The sequence below is a fragment of the uncultured Roseobacter sp. genome (genome assembly GCF_947501835.1).
In the GTDB taxonomy this organism is placed as follows: domain Bacteria; phylum Pseudomonadota; class Alphaproteobacteria; order Rhodobacterales; family Rhodobacteraceae; genus Roseobacter.
In genome coordinates this window covers 326,883-348,899 of record NZ_CANMXR010000001.1, presented here as the reverse complement: position 1 = coordinate 348,899, position 22,017 = coordinate 326,883, and the positions used below count along the sequence as shown (strand labels likewise).

The 22,017-nt window shown below is 60.6% G+C and carries 18 protein-coding genes and 1 tRNA gene; 8 read left to right on the top strand and 11 right to left on the bottom strand.

Translation table 11 applies throughout. The features are described 5' to 3' along the window. Positions 1-27 precede the first annotated feature (27 nt). The 7 genes from Q1A20_RS01715 to fabI all read right to left on the bottom strand — a co-directional run bounded on the left by Q1A20_RS01715 (position 28) and on the right by fabI (position 7,715). The gene (locus Q1A20_RS01715) at positions 28-1,065 is read right to left on the bottom strand and encodes a succinylglutamate desuccinylase/aspartoacylase family protein (RefSeq protein WP_299404267.1); all 1,038 of its coding nucleotides are present in this window, start codon (positions 1,063-1,065) and stop codon (positions 28-30) included. Between the two features lie 4 nt (positions 1,066-1,069). Next, a complete protein-coding gene (gene trpE / locus Q1A20_RS01710; RefSeq protein ID WP_299915649.1) occupies positions 1,070-2,581 on the bottom strand; it encodes an anthranilate synthase component I in 1,512 nt (503 codons plus the stop codon). A gap of 3 nt (positions 2,582-2,584) precedes the next feature. Next, a complete protein-coding gene (locus Q1A20_RS01705; protein ID WP_299915647.1) occupies positions 2,585-4,426 on the bottom strand; it encodes a peptidyl-prolyl cis-trans isomerase in 1,842 nt (613 codons plus the stop codon). Positions 4,427-4,495: 69 nt separating this feature from the next. Continuing rightward, positions 4,496-5,677 carry an aminotransferase gene (locus Q1A20_RS01700; RefSeq protein ID WP_299915645.1) on the bottom strand — a complete coding sequence of 394 codons (1,182 nt, stop codon included), beginning with the start codon at positions 5,675-5,677 and terminating at the stop codon, positions 4,496-4,498. 93 nt (positions 5,678-5,770) lie between these two features. After that, positions 5,771-6,298: a xanthine phosphoribosyltransferase gene (gene gpt / locus Q1A20_RS01695; RefSeq protein WP_299404277.1), complete on the bottom strand. Its 528-nt coding sequence runs from the start codon at positions 6,296-6,298 to the stop codon at positions 5,771-5,773. 1 nt (position 6,299) lies between these two features. Further along, complete coding sequence (locus Q1A20_RS01690; RefSeq protein WP_299915643.1) at positions 6,300-6,905, bottom strand: LysE family transporter; 606 nt, start codon at positions 6,903-6,905, stop codon at positions 6,300-6,302. A gap of 3 nt (positions 6,906-6,908) precedes the next feature. After that, positions 6,909-7,715: an enoyl-ACP reductase FabI gene (gene fabI, locus Q1A20_RS01685; protein WP_298969820.1), complete on the bottom strand. Its 807-nt coding sequence runs from the start codon at positions 7,713-7,715 to the stop codon at positions 6,909-6,911. Positions 7,716-7,868: 153 nt separating this feature from the next. Between fabI and pdxH the strand changes: the two genes are divergently transcribed. The 4 genes from pdxH (at position 7,869) to Q1A20_RS01665 (ending at position 9,866) form a co-directional block, all read left to right on the top strand. Beyond that, positions 7,869-8,474, top strand: a complete 606-nt coding sequence (pdxH, locus tag Q1A20_RS01680) for a pyridoxamine 5'-phosphate oxidase (protein WP_299404283.1) — start codon at positions 7,869-7,871, stop codon at positions 8,472-8,474. Between the two features lie 243 nt (positions 8,475-8,717). Then, a complete protein-coding gene (locus tag Q1A20_RS01675) occupies positions 8,718-9,290 on the top strand; it encodes a cold-shock protein (protein WP_299631113.1) in 573 nt (190 codons plus the stop codon). Beyond that, entirely contained in the window at positions 9,287-9,748 is a 462-nt protein-coding gene (locus tag Q1A20_RS01670; RefSeq protein ID WP_299404285.1) for a DUF192 domain-containing protein, read from the top strand. The genes Q1A20_RS01675 and Q1A20_RS01670 overlap by 4 nt, the downstream gene beginning before the upstream one ends. Positions 9,749-9,789: 41 nt before the next feature. Continuing rightward, positions 9,790-9,866: transfer RNA gene (locus Q1A20_RS01665), tRNA-Pro, on the top strand. A gap of 36 nt (positions 9,867-9,902) precedes the next feature. On the opposite strand, the gene Q1A20_RS01660 is transcribed toward Q1A20_RS01665, so the two are convergent. Continuing rightward, the gene (locus Q1A20_RS01660) at positions 9,903-10,427 is read right to left on the bottom strand and encodes a hypothetical protein (RefSeq protein ID WP_299915640.1); all 525 of its coding nucleotides are present in this window, start codon (positions 10,425-10,427) and stop codon (positions 9,903-9,905) included. A gap of 768 nt (positions 10,428-11,195) precedes the next feature. On the opposite strand from Q1A20_RS01660, the gene Q1A20_RS01655 reads away from it, so the two are divergent. Beyond that, the gene (locus tag Q1A20_RS01655) at positions 11,196-14,849 is read left to right on the top strand and encodes a vitamin B12-dependent ribonucleotide reductase (RefSeq protein WP_299915638.1); all 3,654 of its coding nucleotides are present in this window, start codon (positions 11,196-11,198) and stop codon (positions 14,847-14,849) included. Positions 14,850-15,317: 468 nt separating this feature from the next. Here Q1A20_RS01655 and Q1A20_RS01650 read toward each other — a convergent pair whose 3' ends face one another. After that, entirely contained in the window at positions 15,318-15,821 is a 504-nt protein-coding gene (locus Q1A20_RS01650; protein WP_298969813.1) for a sigma-70 family RNA polymerase sigma factor, read from the bottom strand. Between the two features lie 305 nt (positions 15,822-16,126). Here Q1A20_RS01650 and Q1A20_RS01645 point away from each other — a divergent pair, with 305 nt between their 5' ends. Then, on the top strand, positions 16,127-16,321 hold the full coding sequence (locus tag Q1A20_RS01645; protein WP_298970479.1) for a hypothetical protein: 195 nt from the start codon (positions 16,127-16,129) through the stop codon (positions 16,319-16,321). Between the two features lie 107 nt (positions 16,322-16,428). Here Q1A20_RS01645 and Q1A20_RS01640 read toward each other — a convergent pair whose 3' ends face one another. Then, positions 16,429-17,967 (bottom strand): trimethylamine methyltransferase family protein, encoded by a 1,539-nt coding sequence (locus Q1A20_RS01640; RefSeq protein ID WP_299404291.1) that lies wholly within the window; start codon positions 17,965-17,967, stop codon positions 16,429-16,431. A gap of 399 nt (positions 17,968-18,366) precedes the next feature. Between Q1A20_RS01640 and Q1A20_RS01635 the strand changes: the two genes are divergently transcribed. Then, positions 18,367-18,972 (top strand): outer membrane beta-barrel protein, encoded by a 606-nt coding sequence (locus tag Q1A20_RS01635; protein WP_299404294.1) that lies wholly within the window; start codon positions 18,367-18,369, stop codon positions 18,970-18,972. 50 nt (positions 18,973-19,022) lie between these two features. On the opposite strand, the gene Q1A20_RS01630 is transcribed toward Q1A20_RS01635, so the two are convergent. Continuing rightward, positions 19,023-20,198, bottom strand: a complete 1,176-nt coding sequence (locus Q1A20_RS01630; RefSeq protein ID WP_299404297.1) for a pyridoxal phosphate-dependent aminotransferase — start codon at positions 20,196-20,198, stop codon at positions 19,023-19,025. A 222-nt stretch (positions 20,199-20,420) separates the two neighbouring features. Here Q1A20_RS01630 and cysS point away from each other — a divergent pair, with 222 nt between their 5' ends. Continuing rightward, on the top strand, positions 20,421-21,941 hold the full coding sequence (gene cysS, locus Q1A20_RS01625; RefSeq protein ID WP_299404299.1) for a cysteine--tRNA ligase: 1,521 nt from the start codon (positions 20,421-20,423) through the stop codon (positions 21,939-21,941). The last annotated feature ends 76 nt before the right edge of the window (positions 21,942-22,017 follow it).

Genomic DNA, 22,017 nt, shown 5'->3' with positions numbered 1-22,017 from the left:
GGCGCGCTGTGATCCCGGCCAGCCGCTCTAAATGATTTCGTCTTCGTCAAAGAGCGGATCGGTTTCCAACTGGGTCGCCAGGTCTTCGACCGTGGCTTCTGACACGCGCGGGCTCAGGGCCGCGAGGTGGAAAACCGCATCGCCCTCATTGACCACCGGCAGGATGGCGCGCCCGATCAGGATGCCGTCAGAGGGGGCCAGCATATCCGTCTCAACGCCGCCGAACGGGTCCGAGACCGTCGCCAGGACGTCGCCTGCCTCGACGGTTTCGCCTTCGGCGCGGAAAGTCCGCAACAGCCCGCCCGCAGGCGCCCGCAGCCAGGTGGAGGATTTGCAGAAATAGGGGGCCGCCTTGGCTTTGGCGATGCCTTTGGCGGCCACCATATCCAGGCTGCGCATCACCCGCAGAATGCCGGCGACGCCCGCGCGCACGGCCATTTCGTCAAAGCGCAGCCCTTCACCTGCTTCATAAAGCAGCACCGGCGTGCCGCGTTCGGCGGCTTCGGCGCGCAGCGAGCCGTCCCGCAGCGCGGAGGTCAATACCACTGGCGCGCCAAAGGCCGCGGCCATGCTGCGGGTTGTCTCATCCCGCGGTGAAACCCTGATCTGTGGCAGGTTCGTGCGGTGAATCGCCGCTGAGTGCAGGTCGATCCCGACATCGCAGCGCAGCACCACGTCGTTCAGAAATATATGCGCCAGACGTGATCCGAGCGATCCCGAAGGATGCCCGGGAAAGCAGCGGTTGAGGTCACGCCGGTCCGGCAGATATCGCGAGCGGTTGAGAAAGCCGAAGGCATTGACCACCGGCACCACCAGCAAGGTCCCCCGCAAGGTTTTTAACTGCGGCGCGCGCAACAGGCGGCGAACGATCTCAACCCCGATCACCTCATCCCCATGCACGGCGGCGGAGACAAAAAGCGTGGGCCCCGCGCGTTTGCCATGGTGCACCTGCACCGACAGATTGACGGGCGTGTGATCGGGCAGGGTGGAGACCGGCAGATGCACCGTTTCGCTGCTGCCCGGCGCAATGCGTTTCCCAGCAATATCAAAGGGCTGGCGCGGCATGGGCTCAGCTGTTCCCTTGCCCCGAGAAGCGTGCCGCATCCGCCGCCGCGCGCCGGATGGCGTTGGATTTATGCACGGTTTCCTGGTATTCAGCCTCTGGATCGCTGTCGTAGACAACGCCGCCACCGGCCTGGATATAGAGCTTTTGATCCTGCACCACGGCGGTGCGCAGGGCGATGCACATATCCATGTCACCCCCTGCGCTGAAATAGCCGACACCGCCGCCGTAAACACCGCGTTTTTCCGGCTCCAGCTCGTCAATGATTTCCATCGCGCGGACCTTGGGCGCGCCGGAGACCGTGCCTGCGGGCATGCCCGCGAAAAACGCGTCCAGCGCGTCCTTGCCCGCGTGCAACTCGCCCACGACGTTGGAGACGATATGCATCACGTGGCTGTAGCGCTCGACGATGAATTCCTCGGTGGGGCGCACGGTGCCGATCTTGGCCACACGACCCACGTCGTTGCGGCCCAGATCGAGCAGCATCAGGTGTTCGGCCAGTTCCTTCTGATCGGCGAGCAGGTCTGCTTCCAGCGCTTTGTCTTCCTCAGGCGTGGCGCCGCGTGGGCGTGTCCCTGCTATGGGGCGGATGGTGACCTCGTCGCCAAAGACTCGCACCAGGATTTCCGGGCTGGCGCCAATGACCTGAAAGCCACCAAAGTTGAAATAGAACATGAAGGGGGACGGATTGGTGCGGCGCAAGGAGCGGTAGAGCGCAAACGGATCCTGTTTGAAATCCTGGGACCAGCGCTGCGCGGGCACCACCTGAAAGATGTCGCCGGCGCGGATGTAGTCGCGGGCCTTCTCAACGGCGGCCTTGTAGCCCTCATGGGTGAAATTGCTGACCGGCGCGCCGGGGGCCTCGGCCTCGCCCAGATCGCGGGTGGCCATGGGCATGGCCCGTTCCAGATCGCGCACCGCGTCCATCACCCGTTCGGCGGCCTGCGCATAGGCGGCGCGCGCCGATTGCCCGTCCGACACCCAGGCGGGGGAGACCACGGTGACCTCGCCCTTGACCCCGTCCAGCACCGCGACCACCGAGGGGCGCAGCATCACCGCATCCGGCAGGCCCAGCGGATCGGGGTTGATGTCCGGCAGATGCTCGACCAGCCGCACCATATCATAGCCCAGATAGCCAAAAAGGCCCGCCGCGGCCTGCGGCAGATCATCGGGCAGGTCGATCTTGCTTTCGTCCAGCAGCGCGCGGAAACTGTCGAGTGGGTTGCCCGGTTGCGCCGTGAAGGCATCGGCGTCATAGCGTGCCGCGCGGTTAATCTCGCTGGTCTCACCCCGGCAGCGCCAGATCAGATCGGGCTTCATGCCGATGATCGAATAGCGCCCGCGCACCTCGCCACCGGTCACGGATTCCAGCACAAATGCGTCTTTCTGCGCCCCGGTGAGTTTGAGCATCAGCGAAACCGGCGTGTCGAGATCCGCCGCCAACCGGGTATAGACGATCTGATTGCGACCGGCGGCATAGGCGGCCTCAAAGGCGTTGAAGTCGGGGGTCAGGGCCATGGGTCAGGGGAAATTGACGTGCACGGCCTGCAGCGCCTGCGGGTTGATCTGTGGATTGGCGCGCAGCGTGACGTCGGAGTTGAAGATATCATAGACATCCTGCGCCAGCGCCTGACCCGCCTGTTGCGATAGTTGCGTGCGCAGGGCGGCGGTATCTTCGTTCTCCTCGGGCGCGGCGACGGCGTCCAGACGCACGATCACAATCGCACCCTCATCCGGGTGCACCGCCACATCGCCCTCCGCCATATCAAACACGTCGGACATGAAGCCCGGAGGGGTACCGCCCACAAAATCGCTGCGCAGCAGGTTTTCCTCGCGCACCGCATCAAGGCCGAGGGCCGCAAAATCACTGCCTTCGCGCAGCTGCGGCAATTGCGCTTCCACCTGTGCGGTCAGGCGCGCCTCCACCTCAGCGGCCTGCCAATGCGCCAGGACATCTTCGCGCGCCTCCTCAAACGGGGCCGGGCGTGGCGGCAGCACCGCATCGAGACGCAGCGCAACAAGGCCCCCATCGTCAAGCTGTTCGATCTCGGGGAAATCATCGATGGTCACCGCCGACGCGGCACTGCGGAAGGCCTCATAGGCCGCGATATCGTCAGTGCTTTGCGCGGTCCAGTCGATCTGACCCAGCTCCATGTCGCTGTCGGTGTCGAGCTCTTCCAGCGTGGCACCGCCCGCCAGCATGTCATCAAGGCTCTCGGCTTGTGCCTCAACCAGACGCCGCGCACGGTCTGCAGCCAGTTCCGGGCGCAGGATCGCCTGGGCTTCCTCAAAGGGGACGAATTGCGCGGGCAACACGGCGTTCATGCGAAAGAGCGCTGGTCCGAGGCTGCTGGGCAACGGGCCCACAACATCGCCGACATTTGCGCTGAAAACCTCTGCACCCGCCGCGCCAAGCTCCGCTTCGGTCACATCGCCAAGGTCGATATCCGCCAGCGCCAGACCGCGGTCCTCCACCAGTTCTTCGAAACTGCTGCCAGCCTCCAGGGCCGCTTTTGCCTGATTGGCGGCGTCTTCATCAAGATAGACAAGGCGTTCGACCAACCGCCGCTCCGGCTGATTGAACTCGCTGTCGCGCAGGTCGTAAGCTTCGCGCAGATCGGCCTCCGCAATCTCGACCTCATCAATCAGGGCATCCGGGGTGAGCACCGCATAGGTAATCTGCTTGGTCTCGGGCAGCGTGAAAGCATCGATATTGGCGTCATAATGCGCTTGCAATGTGGCGTCATCCGGCGCGGAAATGGGCGTGTCCAGATTGACCTCATCCAAACGGGTCCAGGTAAAACTGCGCTGCTCGCCGACATAGTTCACCAGTGTATCCACATAGGCATCCGGCATGATTACACCGCTGAGGATCGCGCCCTGGATCAGCGTGCGTGAAACCTCTTCGCGCAGTTGCGTTTCAAACTGTGCCTCGGTGACGCCATTCTGTTCCAGCGCAAAACGGTATCCCTCACGGTCAAATTCACCATCAACGCCGCGGAAGGCCGGGATTTCCAGAATACGGTCCCGCAGGTTGGAATCGCCAATCGACAGACCGATTTGTGCGGCTTCGTGGTCCAGCGCGCGGGTGGCAATCAGGCGTTGCAGCACCGCGCGATCCAGCCCGATCTGCTGAGCCTGCGCAAAGGGCAGAACCTGACCGGTCTGTTGCTGAACAGCCTGGATTTCCTGCTGCAGCTGGCGGGCATAGCTGTCAACCGAAACCGGCATGTCCCCGACATTGCCGATGGTGCGGATGTTTCCCGACAGGCTGGTTGCGCCAAAGCCACCCAATCCGAGGATCAGCAGACCCAACAGAATCCAGACGGCGGTTTTCGAAATGCTTGATGAGCCCTTGGCCATGATCACCCTGTGCGCTTGTCACGATTTGACGTTCTGTCTATGCGTAGCGGGCCTAAGGGGCAAGGGGTGTCACACGCCCGTGTCCACCGCCGCCAGACGGTCAAAAAGCACGCCAATGCCGGCCGTATCCAGATTGGCAAAGGCAATGCGCAGCTGTCGCGCGCCATCGCTGTCCGTATCGGGGCAAAACATCGTGCCCGGCAGGCTGAGAATGCTCTGATCACGCACCAGACGCGGCGCCAGCTCTGCGGAACTGATGGGCAACGGATGCGCCATATAAGCGAAATAGGCGCCTGATCCCAAGAGCGTCCAGCCACGTGCCGCGAGCTTTGGAAACCCGGTTTCAATCGCCGCGCGCCGGGCCAGGATTTCATCACGCTCACCGGCCAGCCACTGGCCCAGGTTCTGCATGCCCCAGAGTGCCGCGTGCTGGCCAATCTGCCCGGGGCAGATGGCAACGGTGTCGAGAAACTTCTCAACCTCGGCCAGGCGCGATGGCGACGTGACCAGCGCGCCGACGCGGTGACCGGTCAGCCGGTAGGCTTTGGAGAAGGAGTAGAGATGGATCAGCGTGTCGTCCCAATCGGGATCTTCAAACAGCCCGTGAGGCGCGCCGCTCCGCCCATGAAAATCGCGGTAGGTCTCATCCAGGATCAGGGCAATGCCGTGACGCCGCGCCAGATCAAAGAAGGCGCGGATCAACGCGGCAGGGTATTCGACGCCAGCCGGATTGTTCGGCGACACCAGGGCGATGGCCCGCGTGCGGGGCGTGATCAACCGCTCTGCGGCCTCAGGTTCGGGCAAAAGCGCTGCGTTGGTTTTCAGCGGCACTGCTTTGACGCCGGACATGTCCAGCCACATTTTATGGTTGAAATACCATGGTGTTGGCAGGATAACTTCATCTTCTTCCGCGCAGAGCGAGGCGATGGCTGCGGCAAAGGCCTGATTACATCCCGAGGTAATCCCCACATGGCCACTGGTGATCACCCCACGATATATCCGCGAGGTCTGTGCGGCGAGTTCCTCGCGCAACTCCGGCAACCCCAAAACCGGACCATATAGATGCGCGTCATCGCGCCCCAAGGCCACATCGGCCATGACCTGACGCAGCGCGTCGGGGGGCGGATCAACCGGTGCGGCCTGGCTGACATTAATCAGCGGGCGATCACCCGGAAAACATACGCCCTCCAGCCAGCGCCGCGCCTCCATCACCGGCGGGGCAAAAGTCGTGGCCGTTCGCGACAAAATCATCTGCGTCCCTTTCGTCTGCCTGTCCCTTTGCAGAAACAACACCGGTTTCTTCTGGCCGGAAATATCCCCGCCGGAGGCATTAAACTCTTTGGCTCAGTCGGTGCCGCGATAGGGCTCGACATATTGCAGCGCCATATCCCAGGGAAAGAAGATCCAGGTATCCTGACTGACGCCGGTGATGAAGGTGTCGACCTGTGGCTCGCCCTGCGGCTTTGCATAAACGGTGGCGAAATGCGCCTTGGGATATTGCGTGCGCACCAGTTCGAGGGTTTTGCCGCTGTCCACCAGATCATCGATGATCAGGATGCCCGTGCCATCTCCCATCACCTCTGCATTGGGCGCTTTGAGCACTTGGGCATCGCGGCGCTGATCGGCTTTGCCGCCGCCGGAATGATACGACATAACCGAGATTGTATCGACCTTGCGAATATCAAGCTCGCGCGCAACGATCATTGCGGGGGCCATGCCGCCCCGGGTGATGGCCACAACCGCGCGCCAGGCCCCTTCGTCAGGACCTTGCCCGTCCAACCGCCACGCCAGAGCGCGGCTGTCGCGATGCATCTGGTCCCAACTGATGTGAAAACCCTTCTCATGGGGCAGGCGGCTTGGATCTTTGCTCATGTCAGGTCCTTTCGACAAGCAGACGCAGCCCCAACGCCCCCAGAAGGGTTGCGGCGATGCGATCAAGAATGGGTTTTGCGCTCAGATATCCGCGCCGCGCCGGCGGGCTCGACAGTAAAAACGCAAAGAGGCTGTAGAAGCTGATTTCCAGCACCAGATGATTTGCGACGATCAATCCGATTTCCGCCCCGGTCAGCCCCTGCGGGAACACCACCAAAATTACCGCCGCGGCAAAGAGCATGGATTTGGGATTGCCGATGTTCACGAGCAGGCCGAAGAGGAAGGCGCGCCCCTTGGGGCGGTTGGTGTCGTTCAAGGGCTTGTGCGCGTGGCGCCACGTCTGCACGGCGATCCAGATCAGATACAGCGCGCCGCCGATTTTCAGCGTTGTGTAGGTCCAGGGAAAGAAGCGAAACAGGCTCTCCAGACCCAGCAGTGCGCCCAGGGTCCAACAGGCGGCGGCAACCCCCAGCCCAACACCTGTGGCCAGCCCCGCGGTACGGCCTGACGCCACGCAGGTCTTGATAAAATAAAGCAGCGCCGCACCCGGGCTGGCGATGGCCGCCATCAGCACCAGATTGAACGCGATCAGGCTTTCGACACTCACCGGTTAGTCCTTGCTCATGTCCGGTGCGTCCACCGCCTTCATCCCGACCACATGATAGCCCGCGTCCACATGCAGGTTTTCGCCGGTGGTGCCGGAGCCCAGGTCCGAGAGCAGGAAGAGTGCCGCCTTGCCGACGTCTTCGGTGGTCACATTGCGGCGCAGCGGCGAGTTGTATTCGTTCCACTTCATGATGTAGCGGAAATCACCAATGCCGGAGGCCGCCAGCGTCTTGATCGGCCCGGCGGAAATGGCGTTCACGCGGATGCCATCCTTGCCCAGATCTTCGGCCAGATATTGCACGGAGGCTTCCAGTGCTGCCTTGGCCACACCCATCACGTTGTAATGCGGCATCACCTTTTCCGCGCCGTAATAGGTGAGCGTCAGGCAGGACCCGCCTGCGTTCATCATCTTCTCGGCGCGCTGCACCACGGCCGTGAAGGAATAGACGGAAATATCCATCGACATCGCAAAATTGCCGCGGCTGGTGTCGACGTAGCGGCCGCGCAGCTCATTTTTGTCGGAAAAGCCGATGGCATGCACCACAAAATCCAAGGTGCCCCAACGCTCTTTGAGGGCGTCGAAAAGCGCATCGAGTGACGCCTCATCGCCGACGTCGCAGGGCAATACGATGTCACTGCCTAACTGTCCGGCCAAAGGGTCCACCCGTTTTTTCAGCGCATCGCCCTGATACGAGAAGGCAAGCTCCGCGCCAGCATCCGCGCAGGCTTTGGCGATCCCCCAGGCAATGGATTTGTCGTTGGCCAGACCCATGATCAGGCCGCGTTTGCCTGCCAGAAGCTCATTTCCCATGAAGGTTCCTCGGTTGATATGTGGTGTTTTTATCCTGTCAGACCTTTAGGCGATTGCGCAGGGGCCATCAAGGCTGGTCGGTTCCTGCGCCGCTGCCCCTTGACCTTTGCGCGACTTCCGCCACTTGCTGTGGCGTAAGCAAATGAGGGTGCCATGGAACGCAGAAGTGGAAAATTCGCAGGCGAGGATCCGTTCGAGATCGCAAAAGCCTGGCTGGCCGAGGCCGAACAGGCAGAGCCCAACGATCCAAACGCCATCGCATTGAGCACGGTGGATGCCGACGGCCTGCCTAACGCGCGTATGGTGCTGTTGAAAGACATCGAGCCGGACGCCTTTGTCTTCTACACCAACTACGAGAGCGCCAAGGCGGGCGAGTTGGACGCATCAGGCAAGGCTGCCTTTGTCATGCATTGGAAGACCTTGCGCCGCCAGATCCGCGTGCGGGGTGTGGTGGAACGCGAAGATGGTCCTGCCGCAGATGATTATTTTGCCTCGCGCTCGCTGAAAAGCAGGCTGGGGGCCTGGGCCTCGAAACAATCGCGCCCGTTGTCGAGCCGCGGAGCTTTGATGGCAGAGGTTGCCAAGATCACCGCGACCCATGGCACCAACCCGAAACGGCCCCCCTTTTGGGGTGGTTTTCGGATCAGACCGCTGGAAATCGAGTTCTGGGCAGACGGTGAATTTCGCCTGCATGACCGGTTTCAATGGCGCCGTGTGGCGCTGCAGGAGGAGTGGTCAATCACCCGTCTCAACCCCTAGGGGTGCGACGCGCTTCTCAGTCGCCTAAAAACTGTGTTTGTAAGCGCACAGCATTATGTGCAAAGATCGCAAGGGAAGTGGTTTATCAGACGATTACATCATGATTTTCAATCATGACGGGAAAACCTGAGATTTTCACGGACGCGTGATACTTGTGTATCGCATTATTGCTCTGTAGGCGGGTTTTTAGGTGGAATTTATTTTGTTTCAATTGCAAACATGAAAGTTACTTCAGCAAATACTATGCTAGAAGACCCTGCGACGATTGAAAGATTACGTGTGAGCGAGACCGAAGACATATCGTCCCCCGTTTCTGGGTTGGTTAAATGGTTTGATCCGGTAAAGGGGTTTGGCTTCGTCGTCTCTGACGCCGGTGGGCCTGATATTCTTTTGCATGTGAATGTGCTGCGGAATTTCGGACAAAGTTCCGTCGCCGATGGCGCGCGGGTCGAGCTCGAAGTCCAGCGTACGGATCGTGGGGTGCAGGCAACCCAGGTGATTGCGCTGCAACCGCCGCAAACCGGTGAGGCGGTGGGCCTCTCTGATATCGCGGCCCTTGATCCGGCCATCGTTGCCGCCGCGCCATTGGAGCCAGCACGGGTGAAATGGTTCGATAAAGGCAAGGGCTTTGGCTTTGCCAATGTCTTTGGGCGTCGTGACGATATCTTTCTGCATATGGAAGTGCTGCGCCGGTCGGGCCTGTCTGATCTGGCACCCGGCGAGGCGCTGGCCCTGCGCGTGATCGAAGGCAAGCGGGGCCATATGGCGGCCGAGGTCTTCGCCTGGGAAGCGGCGCTGGATTCCTCCGACACATGAAGATCCGCCTGGCGTTGTGTCTGGCGTTTCTGGGGCAGGCCGCCGGGGCGCAGGAGTGCCGCGATGACACCGTCTTTCTGAAAGGGGAGTGGGGGCAGGCGCGATTCGCCGTTGAGATTGCCGATGATGTGGAAGAACGGGCCCAGGGGCTGATGCACCGCGAAAGCATGCCAACGTCGGCGGGCATGTTGTTTGTCTATGAACGTCCCCAAACCCTGTCGTTCTGGATGCGCAATACGCTGATCGAGCTGGACATGCTCTTCATCGACGCGACGGGCACCGTGCGTCACATTCATCATTCCGCGCAGCCTTTGGACGAAACGCCGATTTTCGGTGGTGATGATCTGACCCATGTGCTCGAAATCAATGGTGGCTTGGCAAAAGCCATGGGAATTGCCCCCGGAACGGTGCTGCGCCACCCAACATTTTCAAATCCTGACACCGAATGGCCCTGTTAGGGGTTTTCAAACCGCTTGCCCCCGTCTAAAGAGTGCTTCGTCGGAGCGTGGCGCAGCCTGGTAGCGCACCTGTTTTGGGTACAGGGGGTCGGAGGTTCGAATCCTCTCGCTCCGACCACTTTCTCAGCATGATCCAATCCGCCTGCTGTTGGGCCTATGCCAACAAGGCGCGCGCCTTGCGAAGACGCACGGCCACCGCGCCCTTGGAGCTCTGTTCTGCTGCTTTTGCCAAAACCTCACGTGCGGCGGGCTGATAGTCGGGAAATTGATGTGCGAGCCGTGCCAGCCCGTAAAGCCCCCAGGCCTGCACGAGCTTTCTGTCGGATTTGGCCGCGGCCTGGGCAAACGACCATACGGCCTCGACGGTGTCCGGGGGAATGGCGATATGGTCCATGCACTGCAGGACATGCAACCTGGCCTCCCAATGGGTGAGGTGCCGGGTCGCTTGATAATACTGTTGCCGTGTTTCTTTGGAGAACTGCGCCGCGCCTTGCTCCAGATGATGTTTGATCAGCCATGTCGCGGCGCGTTCCGTCTCAGGCGCGCGGCAAGACAGGACAAGCCCTTCGACAAAGCCGGGGTTCTGATGAAATTGCGTGTAGAGGGCGGTGATGTCATCCGCTGAGCGCCCATCCCATCCGCGGAGCGCGGTTACAAGGTCGTGATCGGGGGCGGACATCGCGGTTTTCTCCTGCAGCTATCGGGTGCCGTTTAAGCCTAGCGTGATCGGACCAGACCACGAAACTCGGAATCACACCCTCCGAGTCCTCGAAAAATGCCTGTGCGTGGCAAAATAGAGGGCCACTAGATATAGTGGCAGCTGCGTCCGAACATGCGCGCCCTCACCATATCTGGGGAGGTCGCTTTTGTGGATTGCGCCGCGAGCGACACAAAATTGTAACACTCCGTGATTAGCTTGCGCGCCTTTGGTATTTTTCCGCAGTTATCGTTCCGGTTGTGGATTTGAAGCGGACGGCCATTTTGTTAACTTATCCGATGCTTCAAATTTCTGGGCTAAATCTGCCAATTCAATAGATTATTGACGGTCCTGTCGCGAGGGCCGACAAACGGCTGGGTTGTGGATATTAACCAGCTGTTAACGTGTTGAATCACGGCGCCGTGAGCGCTGCTCAAAAAACCCAGACCGTCAAGCCGGTAAACTTCAAAAAAAGTATAAAAATATCGTTGACCGAGTAGGGGGTGATACGTCAGGTTGTGCAAGCCGACGATGACGCCACAACATGTAGTGGTTAACACACAGGGGTGCATCGGCGGGACAAGGGGCAAACAGACGATCAATATCATCGCTCTGAGGCAAAACGACGGTACCGTTATCGCGGCGCCGATCACAGAAGTTTTGTGCGCTTTTGACCGAAGGCATAAGCGAGACGTCCTGCAATGACAGGGTCGGCTCTTTGATGAAGACGCTGGAGATGAGGCAGCTAAAATGAAGATTGAACGTAAATTCACCAAAGTCGACCAAGACGCCTATGCTGAACTGGATTTCGTGACCACCGCGTCCGAGATCCGCAATCCCGATGGGACCGTTGTGTTCCGCCTGGATGATGTCGAAGTGCCCAGCTCCTGGAGCCAGGTGGCCAGTGACGTGATCGCGCAGAAATACTTCCGCAAAGCGGGCGTGCCGTCAAAAACCCGCAAGGTGAAAGAAAAAGGCGTTCCTGAATTTCTGTGGCGGTCGGTCCCGGCTGAAGGCGCGGAGATGGGCGGCGAGATTTCCTCCAAGCAGGTGTTTGATCGCCTCGCCGGTGCCTGGGCTTATTGGGGCTGGAAGGGCGGCTACTTTAGCACCGAGAGCGACGCCAAGGCGTATTTCGACGAGATGCGCCACATGCTGGCCTCCCAGCGTGCCGCGCCCAACTCCCCGCAATGGTTCAACACCGGCCTGCACTGGGCTTACGGCATCGATGGTCCGGCGCAGGGCCACCATTATGTCGATTACAAAACCGGCAAACTGACCAAATCCAAATCTTCCTACGAGCACCCACAACCGCATGCCTGCTTCATCCAGTCTGTCTCAGACGACCTCGTAAACGACGGCGGCATCATGGATCTGTGGGTTCGGGAAGCGCGTCTGTTCAAATACGGCTCCGGCACCGGCACCAACTTCTCCAGCCTTCGGGCTGCGGGGGAGAGCCTGTCGGGTGGCGGCAAGTCGTCCGGGCTGATGGGCTTCCTGAAAATTGGTGACCGCGCGGCGGGGGCCATCAAATCGGGCGGCACCACGCGCCGGGCCGCCAAGATGGTGATCGTCGACGCGGACCACCCCGACATCGAGGATTTCATCAACTGGAAGGTCATCGAAGAGCAGAAAGTGGCGAGCATCGTCGCCGGCTCCAAGATGCACGAGCAGAAGCTCAACGGTCTCTTCGAAGCGATCAAGACATGGGACGGTGCCGAAGCCGACGCCTATGACCCGGCCAAGAACGACGCGCTGAAACAGGCGATCCGAGAGGCGAAAAAGGTTTCGATCCCAGAGACTTACGTTAAGCGCGTGCTGGACTATGCCAAACAGGGTCACACCTCGATCGAATTCCCGACATACGATACCGACTGGGATTCCGAGGCCTATAACTCTGTCTCCGGCCAGAACTCCAACAACTCGATCCGCGTGACCAACGCCTTCCTGACGGCCGTTGAAAAAGACGCCGATTGGGAGCTGATCAACCGCGTCGACGGCAAAATCACCAAGACCGTGAAGGCGCGCGATCTCTGGGAACAGATCGGCCATGCCGCCTGGGCCTGTGCGGATCCCGGCATCCAGTACCACGACACCGTGAACGACTGGCACACCTGTCCCGAAGATGGCGCCATCCGCGGCTCCAACCCCTGCTCGGAATACATGTTCCTCGATGACACCGCCTGCAACCTGGCGTCGATGAACCTGCTGACCTTCCTTAAGGACGGCACCTTCCAGGTCGAAGACTACATGCATGCGGCCCGCCTCTGGACCGTGACGCTGGAAATTTCGGTGATGATGGCGCAGTTCCCCTCCAAGGAAATCGCGCAGCGCTCCTATGATTTCCGCACGCTGGGTCTGGGCTATGCCAACATCGGCGGTCTGCTGATGAACATGGGGTACAGCTATGACAGCGACGAGGGCCGTGCCCTCTGCGGTGCGCTGACCGCGATCATGACCGGTGTGTCCTACGCCACCTCCGCTGAAATGGCGGGTGAACTGGGGCCCTTCCCGGGCTATGAAAAGAACGGCGCACATATGCTGCGGGTCATTCGCAACCACCGCACCGCCGCTTTGGGTAAAACCGACGGCTACGAAGACCTGGCCGTCAAGCCGGTTGCTCTGGATCACGCGGGCTGCCCGGATCAGAAGCTAATCGAAGTGGCCGTCTCCGCCTGGGACGAGGCGCTGGCCTTGGGTGAAAAGCACGGCTACCGCAACGCGCAGGTTTCCGTCATCGCCCCCACCGGCACCATTGGCCTTGTGATGGACTGCGACACCACCGGGATCGAGCCAGACTTCGCGCTGGTCAAGTTCAAGAAACTCGCCGGGGGCGGGTACTTCAAGATCATCAACCAGTCGGTGCCCGCCGCCCTTGAAAAGCTCGGCTATGGCTCGGCGCAGATCGAAGAGATCATCTCCTACGCGGTCGGTCACGGTACCATCGGCAATGCGCCGGGCATCAACCACACCTCGCTTGCGGGCCACGGCTTTGGTACCAATGAGCTGGCCAAGGTGGATGCGGCACTGGCCTCGGCCTTTGACATCCGGTTTGTCTTCAACCAGTGGACGCTGGGCGAGGAGTTCTGCACGCAAGTGCTTGGCATCCCTGCCGAAAAGCTGAACGACCCAACGTTCGACCTGTTGCGGCACCTGGGCTTCTCCAAGGCGGACATCGATGCGGCCAACGACCACGTGTGTGGCACTATGACGCTCGAAGGCGCGCCGTTCCTGAAAGACGAACATCTGCCGATCTTCGACTGCGCCAATCCTTGCGGCAAGAAGGGCAAACGCTTCCTCTCCGTGAACAGCCACATCACCATGATGGCAGCGGCGCAGAGCTTCATCTCAGGTGCGATCTCCAAGACGATCAACATGCCGAATGACGCCACCATCGAGGACTGCCAGAAAGCCTATGAGCTCAGCTGGTCGCTGGGGGTGAAGGCCAACGCGCTCTACCGCGATGGCTCGAAACTCTCGCAACCGCTGGCGGCAGCGCTGGTCGAAGACGACGAGGACGCGCAAGAGACGCTGGAAAGCGGCAGCCAGCAGGAAAAAGCCACGGTGCTGGCGGAAAAGATCGTCGAGAAAATCATCGTGAAGGAGATTGTGAAATCTCACCGTGAAAAGATGCCTCAGCGCCGCAAGGGCTACACGCAGAAAGCCATCGTGGGGGGGCACAAGGTCTACCTCCGTACGGGCGAGTATGAAGATGGCAAGATCGGCGAGATCTTCATCGACATGCACAAGGAAGGCGCAGGCTTCCGGGCGATGATGAACAACTTCGCCATCGCGGTCTCCGTGGGCCTGCAATACGGGGTGCCGCTGGAAGAGTTCGTGGACGCCTTCACCTTCACCAAATTCGAGCCTGCGGGCATGGTGCAGGGCAACGAGACGATCAAGAACGCCACCTCGATCCTCGACTACGTGTTCCGGGAATTGGCGGTCTCCTACCTTGATCGCACCGATCTGGCGCATGTGGCCCCCGAGGGCGCGACATTCGACACCATCGGACGCGGCGAGGAAGAGGGCGTGAGCAACATCTCCGAGCTCAGCGACACGGCGGCCACCAAGTCCCTGGAAGTGCTGAAACAAATCAGCTCCACGGGGTACCTGCGCAACCGCTTGCCACAGGAACTGGTGGTGCTGCAGGGCGGTCAACAAGGCTTTGCCGAAGAGGCGGTTGCCTTTGACGGTCTGGCCCCGGTCTCCGACGGCAGCGTTGCGGTGGCCATGGCCACCACGGCGGTCACCAGTGGATCGGTCAGCCTCGATGCCCGCACCAAAGCCAAGATGCAGGGCTATGAGGGCGAAGCTTGCGGCGAATGCGGCAACTACACGCTGGTGCGCAACGGGACTTGCATGAAGTGCAATACTTGTGGCGGTACGTCCGGGTGTAGCTAAGGCAAACGCGTCCCTGGGGGACGTGTAGGGGTCGCGGTTCTGCCAACGCAGGCCGCACCCCGACGAACAAGGGGAGCGGGCGGCAGACCGGTCGCTACCGAGATTGGCGGGTGAGACTCCGCAGAAAACGAAGATGTTTTCCGCTCTGTCTCACGCGTCGGAAATCCACAGGATTTCCAACGAGATTGGGGACGGGCAGGGTGGGACCTTGGCCTCTCTGATATCCGGGGCGGGTGCGCTCGCCCTCGACGACGTTCAGGCCGCAGGCAGAAAAATACCGAGCGGTTAACATATTGAGCCTGAACGGCGAACCTTGGGGAGGTGCTTTTGCATCTCCCCCTTTTTTCAGGACACCAACACGTTGCAAAAGGGGGGGGTGCCGCGTTCTCGCGCAGCGGGCCCGCGGCCTGAAACCCACCCGAGGAAATCAGTCCACTGAGAGCCGGGTCCGGGCGCGTGTTTGGCCGGTCAGAAAAGCTCGGACACCGGCGCTTTGCGTTCGATCCCCATTTCCTGTCGCAACGTCGCACGGGCCCGCGCCAGCCGCGACATTACCGTGCCTACGGGCAGGCCGGTGCGTTCGGCCAAAGCGGAAGGGCTGGTCTCGCCCGCAGCGATCATCTGGATCAGCAGCGCCTGGGACTCGGGCAGCTTATCGACCGCGACAGCGAGATCGGCGCAGGCCATGCGCGCAGGCGCCGTAGGCGGGACCGAGGCGCTTTCATCCTCAAGCGGGTCGGTTGGCTTGTCAGAGCGCCACCTTTGCCGTGCGAGATTGCGCAGGATGGTCATCGCGTAGCGCTCCAGATCGTCGACGTCGGTCCCCTTGTGCAGCGTGGTCCAGAGCTTCAGCGCGGCCTCCTGCGCCAGGTCGTCGGCATCGCTCTGGCTGTCGCTCAAACGCCGTGCACGCGCCGATAGCCGGGGCAACAATGCGTCTAGTTCGTCGGGAAGATGGTGCAACTGGTACATGTCGAGCTCCTTTTCGGGTGGAACAAAACCAACATGGCACCTTAAAAGTTGCACACCAGACGGGGGCTTTTTGCCGATTATGTCAATTGCCCCTTTTTAGGCGATGCACCGCCGCTGTGCGCCGGGCAGATCGGCGGGGAATGGCGCGATTGGGACCCACCATCAGATGGCACGGACGGAACCGGCTTTTCATGCATCTGACAAAGTGAGGCGCAGAGCAGCGCCTTGGACACTTTTGTTCAAACTTTAATGGGAGTACCCAAATGAAACTGATCACCAAACCCACAATCGCACTGATCGCACTGATGTCGGCCTCCGCGGCTTTCGCACAGCTGGCGGCAGATGCGAATGGTGATGGCGTTCTGACAATCGATGAGGTTCAGGCAGTTTATCCTGACATCACCGCAGAGTCCTTCACCACGATGGACCTGAATGCTGACGGCGCGCTCGACGAAGCAGAAGTACAGTCCGCGCAAGAAGCTGGCCTGATGCCGGCCTAAACAGCCAGCAGACCTCTCGCCCTTTGATACAGAGCTGACACTCGAGGCTTGAGGTCCAAGGTGTCCGGGTCCTCCCCCAGGATCCGGACACCTTTTAGCGTTAGATGCTACGCGGGCAGGTGAATGTTGAAACGCGCCCGTATGTCGGCATCCAACCGGGGATCAAACCGCGCCGCGGAGTGCTCGGCCAGAATAGCGTTCTTTCGCGCCGTGGCTTTTTCAATCAAATCGGGTTTGCCCAATTCATCCCATTCTTTCGGTGAGGTACGGTCGCCAAACTCCGGGTAGACGTGATCCTGCTGCATCCGGCCCAGCGTTTCTTCGGTGCCCAGATAGTGGCCAGGCCCGCCGATGCAGACTTCGCGGATCTGCTCCAGCGCCAGGGTCTCGTCGTTGATCTCGATCCCCCGCACGCAGCGCAGGGCCTGACCGATCAGATCATTGCCCAAAATCAGCGATTCATGACAAAACCCCAGCAGCGAGGCATGCATGCCCGCCGCCTCATAGACCATGTTCAGCCCGGACAGCCCGGCCATCACGTTTGAGCACATCTGCTCCCACCCGGCCTGCATGTCGGGCAGTTTGGAATCGGCGATCCCGGCCGCCGCCCCACCGGGCAGGTCGTAATATTTGTGCATCTGCGCGCAGCCTGCGGTGAGCAGGGCCTGTTCGCCGGACCCGCCGGTCATCGCACCCGTGCGCAGGTCCAGCCCGAACGGCCAGGTGCCAAACACCGCCGGATGTCCGGGTTTGACGGCGTTCACATAGACCAGACCGGCCAGACATTCCGAGACCGCCTGCACAATCGCGCCTGCAATCGTGGAAGGGGCGGTGGCCCCGGCCATCCCCGCAGAGAGCAGCAACACCGGCATGCCCGCCTTTATGCATTCCTCCATGACCTCGCAGGATTCAGTGGCGAATTTCATCGGGGGCACAACGAAGCAATTGGTATTGCTGACAAAAGGCCGCTCGCGCCATTTGTCCTCGCCCCCCGCGATCATATGCAGCATCTCGACGCCATGTTTGACGAAATCCGGCTCGGTAAAGGAGACGCCGATGTGCTTGGTCGTCCCGGCACAGCAGGCATAGATGGAATTGAGGTCCATCTCCAGATTATCGGTGATGTCACGGCAGACCATGGGGCGCTGCAGGAAGTGGATGTTTTCCAGCGTATCGGCAATCCGGGCCGCATCATGCAGGTCCTGAACGCCGCATTCGCGGTAGGAGCTGCCATCGATCTCCACCAGATGCACGGCAGCCCCCGCGGTGCCGTAATGCACGCGGTTTCCCGACAGTTGCAGATCATGGGCCGGGTCGCGGCCCATCAGGGTCACGGCGCGGTTGGCCCGGGCGATGGTGTCCTCAATGAGCGCGCGGGGAAACCGGATGCGCCCATCCTCGCCCAGGGTCGCGCCAACCCGGGTCAGATGTTCGATGCCCGAGGGCGGCGCATCGGCCAGCCCGATCTGTTCCAGCGCATCCAGCGCGGTGGCATGAATGCGGTCCATTTCGGCGGGGGTCAGGGGCGCGTATCGGCCCCCCTCCATGCCAGGGCGAATGGGGCGCAGATGGGTGGCCAGAGGGGCCGCGCGCGCAGCACGGCGGGCCGAGCGGCCTCCGCTGCGGGATTGGGTGCGTTGTGTCATGATGTGGTCCTAAGAGAAGTGTCGGTCAAAAGCGGCTGTTGCTAAACAGGTCGCCCCCGGGCCGCGCGCCCGCGTTCCGCACCGATCGTTCGTATGATCAGGTTGATCTTGCTCAGATGACCTTGCATCCCGGCTCCTTCTTCTATGCCAATCTGGAGCGAAGCGATTTGACCGGTCAAGCCTGTTTGCGACCTCATGTCGCAATTGGATTGTGCGCTCATCCGGGGCCACGTAGCGGAGAATTGCCAAGTGGCGGCGGGATTTTGCGCCAATACCGGCTCGTTTTGGCCCGTTCACATATGATTGACACGCTGTGCATTGAACCATTTGGGCTGCTGCCCAGTTAGTAGTTCAAGGGCGCGCGTAAGAGCGTCCCAAACCTAAATCAAGGATATGAAAATGAAGAATATCTTGAGTGCAGCAGCCGCAACGGCCTTGACCCTTGTTCTGACAGGACCCGCCTTTGCCGGCGCTTTAGACGAACCCACCATTGCGCCAGCGCCAGCCGCACCACCCCCTGCGCCCGTTTATACGGGTGGTAACTGGACCGGTTTCTACGCGGGTGCGCAGATCGGTAATCTGGATGCGGACGGCGAATCCGGGCTTGCGGGCAACAGCGGTGATGACACCACTTACGGTCTGCATGCCGGGTACAACTACGACTTCGGCTCCTGGGTTGTTGGTGGTGAGTTGGACTATGACGACGCCAGCGTGGATCTGTCGCCTGTAGGGGCCTCCATCGATTCAGTCTGGCGCGCAAAGCTGCGCGGCGGCTATGATTTCGGCCGCACATTGCTTTATGCAACCGCAGGTCTGGCCGAGGTGGACACATCCGTCGGCAGCGACACCGGTGATTTCTATGGTGTCGGTGTGTCGTATAAAGCGACAGAACAATTCATCGTTTCGGGTGAATACCTGATGCATGACTTCAGCGACATCGGCGGCAATTCCGGTTTCGATGCCGAAGCTGATACATTCACAATCCGCGCCTCCTGGCAGTTCTGATTGCGGATGATCGTACCGAGACCCGGCGGCATATGCCTGCCGGGTCTTTTTTATGCTGCTGCCAGTGTCTTTGCGTGGGTGCACAGCGTCTGCAGCGCGCTTTCAAAAGCGCCATCTTCAATCGTCATGGCCACCCGGATATGTCCCGCCGCCGAGGTGCCAAAGCTTTCGCCCGGCATGACCGCAATGTGGTGCGCATCCAGCAGGTCATAGGCAAAATCCTCGCCCGTCATCCCGGTCGCGCGGATGTCGAGCATCAGGTACATCGCCCCCTGCGCGGGCACCAGGCTGACCGTGTTCTGCTGCGCCAGCACCTGCGTGGCGATGGCGCGCCTACGCTGGAAGGGGGCGGCGATTTCAGCCTCGAACGCCTCGCCTTGTGTCAAGGCAAACTGGCTGGCGTCCTGTATGAACCCGGGCACGCCATAGGTGGTATGGGTGGCCAGGGTGATCAGCCGCTCAATCGCGGCTTCCGGGCCCACAATCCAGCCACAGCGCGAGCCCGTCATGGCATGGGATTTTGACATTGATCCGACAACAAGGGTGCGTTCGGCCATGCCGGGCAGGGCGCGCGGCGACAGGTGCCGCCCCTCCCAAACTTGCGTGTCGTAGACTTCGTCCGAGATGAGCCAGAGGTCATCGGCCTGGCAAATCCCGGCGATCTCCTGCAGCGTCGCATCGGAATAGACCACGCCGGTAGGATTGTTCGGCGTGTTGATCAGCAGCGACCTTGCCGATTTCGAATGCGCCCTGATCGCCTCTGCTCTGGGTTGAAACGCGTCCCGCGCACGGGTCTCAATGGCCTGCGGGATTGCACCTACGCCTCTGAGTGTGCCGGGATAGGTCGCATAATAGGGATCGATATAAAGCGCCGTGTCACCGGGGTCACAAGCGGCCATATGGGCGGCAAAAAGGGCTGCTTGCCCGCCGGGCGTGATCAGCACGTTCTTGCGGGTCGTGGGCACGCCGGTACGTTCGGCAACACGCGCAGCGACGGTATCACGCAGGCTGCTGGTGCCCGGCACCGCGGCATAGCCTGTATGCCCCCCCATCGCTGTGGCATGCATTTCCTGCAAAATGGGGGCGGCAGTGCGGATATCATGTTCACCGATTGTCAGTTCGGTCACATCAATCCCTTGGGCGATCATATCGCGCGCCTTGAGAAACACATCCCAGCCGTCAGATCCTCCCCCGGTCAGCCCGGTAATCCGCGTCGATAACTGCATTGTCGCCTCCCTGTCTCGCGTCCGCGCAGGGGCGCAGAGGGCGCACGATTCGTCAATCACCCTTGACCGCGGATGCGCGCGCGCGGTAGGGATGCCGCATGACCCAAACCACGCTCATTTGCTGTATTATTTGCTGATCACCCCCAGCGGGCGGTTTTAGGTCGTTTTCATCCCTGATCGAGATTGCTATGCCCGCGCCACACCCGCGCAAGGACGCCTGTCATGACGACACTCAAGCTCTACAACACCAAGACCCGCAGCAAGGAAGACTTCGCACCCATCGATGCGAATGACGTGCGGATGTATGTCTGCGGACCCACCGTCTATGACCGCGCGCATCTGGGCAATGCGCGGCCTGTGCTGGTGTTCGACGTGCTCTACCGGGTGCTGCGGCATGTCTACGGCGCGGATCACGTGACCTATGTGCGCAACTTCACCGATGTGGACGACCGCATCAATGAAACCGCGCAAAAGCGCAAGGCGGCGGGGGAACCCGGCACGCTCGAAGAGCTGATCCGCGCGCGCTCGGATGAAACCATCGTCTGGTATCACGCGGATATGGATGCGCTGGGCGCGCTGCGGCCGTCGATCAATGGAGAGGTTTCACCGAAGGCGGAGCCGCGCGCCACGGAATACATCGATCAGATGATCGCCATGATCTCCGATCTGATCGATAAGGGCCATGCCTATGCCGCCGAAGGCCATGTCTTGTTCGCCGTGGACAGCTGGAAAGAAGGCTATGGCAAGCTGTCGGGGCGGTCTGTTGACGACATGATCGCAGGCGCCCGGGTCGAAGTCGCTCCCTACAAGCGCAACCCAATGGATTTCGTGCTGTGGAAGCCCTCAACCGATGATCTGCCCGGATGGAGTAGCCCCTGGGGACGGGGTCGCCCCGGCTGGCACATCGAATGCTCCGCCATGGCGCATGACCTGCTGGGCGAGACCTTTGACATCCACGGCGGAGGGATCGACCTGCAATTTCCGCACCATGAGAATGAAATCGCGCAATCGACCTGCGCGGGGCACGGATTTGCGAAGGTCTGGATGCACAACGAGATGTTGCAGGTCGAGGGTAAGAAGATGTCCAAATCCCTGGGCAATTTCTTCACTGTCCGCGACTTGCTGGATCAAGGGGTCCCGGGCGAAGTGATCCGATTTGTGATGCTCTCGACGCACTACCGCAAGCCGATGGATTGGACAGAGAAGAAGCGGGAGGAGGCGGAGAAGACGCTGCGCAAATGGGCGATGCTTGTGAATGATCGCCCGGCGGTGACGCGTGCTTCCAATTTTCCTGAGCCAGTAGTTGATTCTGTTGCGGAAGATTACTTGAAAGACGACCTGAACACGCATGCCGTTCTTCAAAGGATGAACGAACTCTACAAAGAAGCCCAGTCGGTGACGAATGCTGGGAATCTTGCTTTGGCCAAGCTCTTTCACACTCTGACTGAATTACTTGGGATTGACCTTGAATCTTTTTGGGAGACGCAACGCCCCCGTACGATTGACGATGTGGTGCTGGATGCAAAGCTGAATGTTGTTTTGAACGAAGGACTTTATGCCAAGAAGATACAGCGATTGATAGATGAGAGGATCGCCGCCAAGCGAGCAAAGCAATGGGAACTTGCCGATCGGATCAGGGAAGACTTGGCGAATGCGGGTGTATCCCTGACAGATACTGCAGATGGTCCGGTGTATGAAATTAGCCCCGATTTCGATGCATCGAAGCTGGAGGCCCTGAAATGATGCCCCAAACCAGCACCAAGGACAGCCCCCGACCGCGGGTGGGGGTGAAGCCCCCGCCCGGGGGGGCGGTCGGGGG

Coding starts and splice junctions, on each gene's coding strand:
- Q1A20_RS01715 (WP_299404267.1), bottom strand. CDS start 1,065: ATGCCGCGCCAGCCCTTTGATATTGCTGGGAAACGCATTGCGCCGGGC.
- trpE (WP_299915649.1), bottom strand. CDS start 2,581: ATGGCCCTGACCCCCGACTTCAACGCCTTTGAGGCCGCCTATGCCGCC.
- Q1A20_RS01705 (WP_299915647.1), bottom strand. CDS start 4,426: ATGGCCAAGGGCTCATCAAGCATTTCGAAAACCGCCGTCTGGATTCTG.
- Q1A20_RS01700 (WP_299915645.1), bottom strand. CDS start 5,677: ATGATTTTGTCGCGAACGGCCACGACTTTTGCCCCGCCGGTGATGGAG.
- gpt (WP_299404277.1), bottom strand. CDS start 6,298: ATGAGCAAAGATCCAAGCCGCCTGCCCCATGAGAAGGGTTTTCACATC.
- fabI (WP_298969820.1), bottom strand. CDS start 7,715: ATGGGAAATGAGCTTCTGGCAGGCAAACGCGGCCTGATCATGGGTCTG.
- pdxH (WP_299404283.1), top strand. CDS start 7,869: ATGGAACGCAGAAGTGGAAAATTCGCAGGCGAGGATCCGTTCGAGATC.
- Q1A20_RS01675 (WP_299631113.1), top strand. CDS start 8,718: ATGCTAGAAGACCCTGCGACGATTGAAAGATTACGTGTGAGCGAGACC.
- Q1A20_RS01670 (WP_299404285.1), top strand. CDS start 9,287: ATGAAGATCCGCCTGGCGTTGTGTCTGGCGTTTCTGGGGCAGGCCGCC.
- Q1A20_RS01660 (WP_299915640.1), bottom strand. CDS start 10,427: ATGTCCGCCCCCGATCACGACCTTGTAACCGCGCTCCGCGGATGGGAT.
- Q1A20_RS01655 (WP_299915638.1), top strand. CDS start 11,196: ATGAAGATTGAACGTAAATTCACCAAAGTCGACCAAGACGCCTATGCT.
- Q1A20_RS01650 (WP_298969813.1), bottom strand. CDS start 15,821: ATGTACCAGTTGCACCATCTTCCCGACGAACTAGACGCATTGTTGCCC.
- Q1A20_RS01645 (WP_298970479.1), top strand. CDS start 16,127: ATGTCGGCCTCCGCGGCTTTCGCACAGCTGGCGGCAGATGCGAATGGT.
- Q1A20_RS01640 (WP_299404291.1), bottom strand. CDS start 17,967: ATGACACAACGCACCCAATCCCGCAGCGGAGGCCGCTCGGCCCGCCGT.
- Q1A20_RS01635 (WP_299404294.1), top strand. CDS start 18,367: ATGAAGAATATCTTGAGTGCAGCAGCCGCAACGGCCTTGACCCTTGTT.
- Q1A20_RS01630 (WP_299404297.1), bottom strand. CDS start 20,198: ATGCAGTTATCGACGCGGATTACCGGGCTGACCGGGGGAGGATCTGAC.
- cysS (WP_299404299.1), top strand. CDS start 20,421: ATGACGACACTCAAGCTCTACAACACCAAGACCCGCAGCAAGGAAGAC.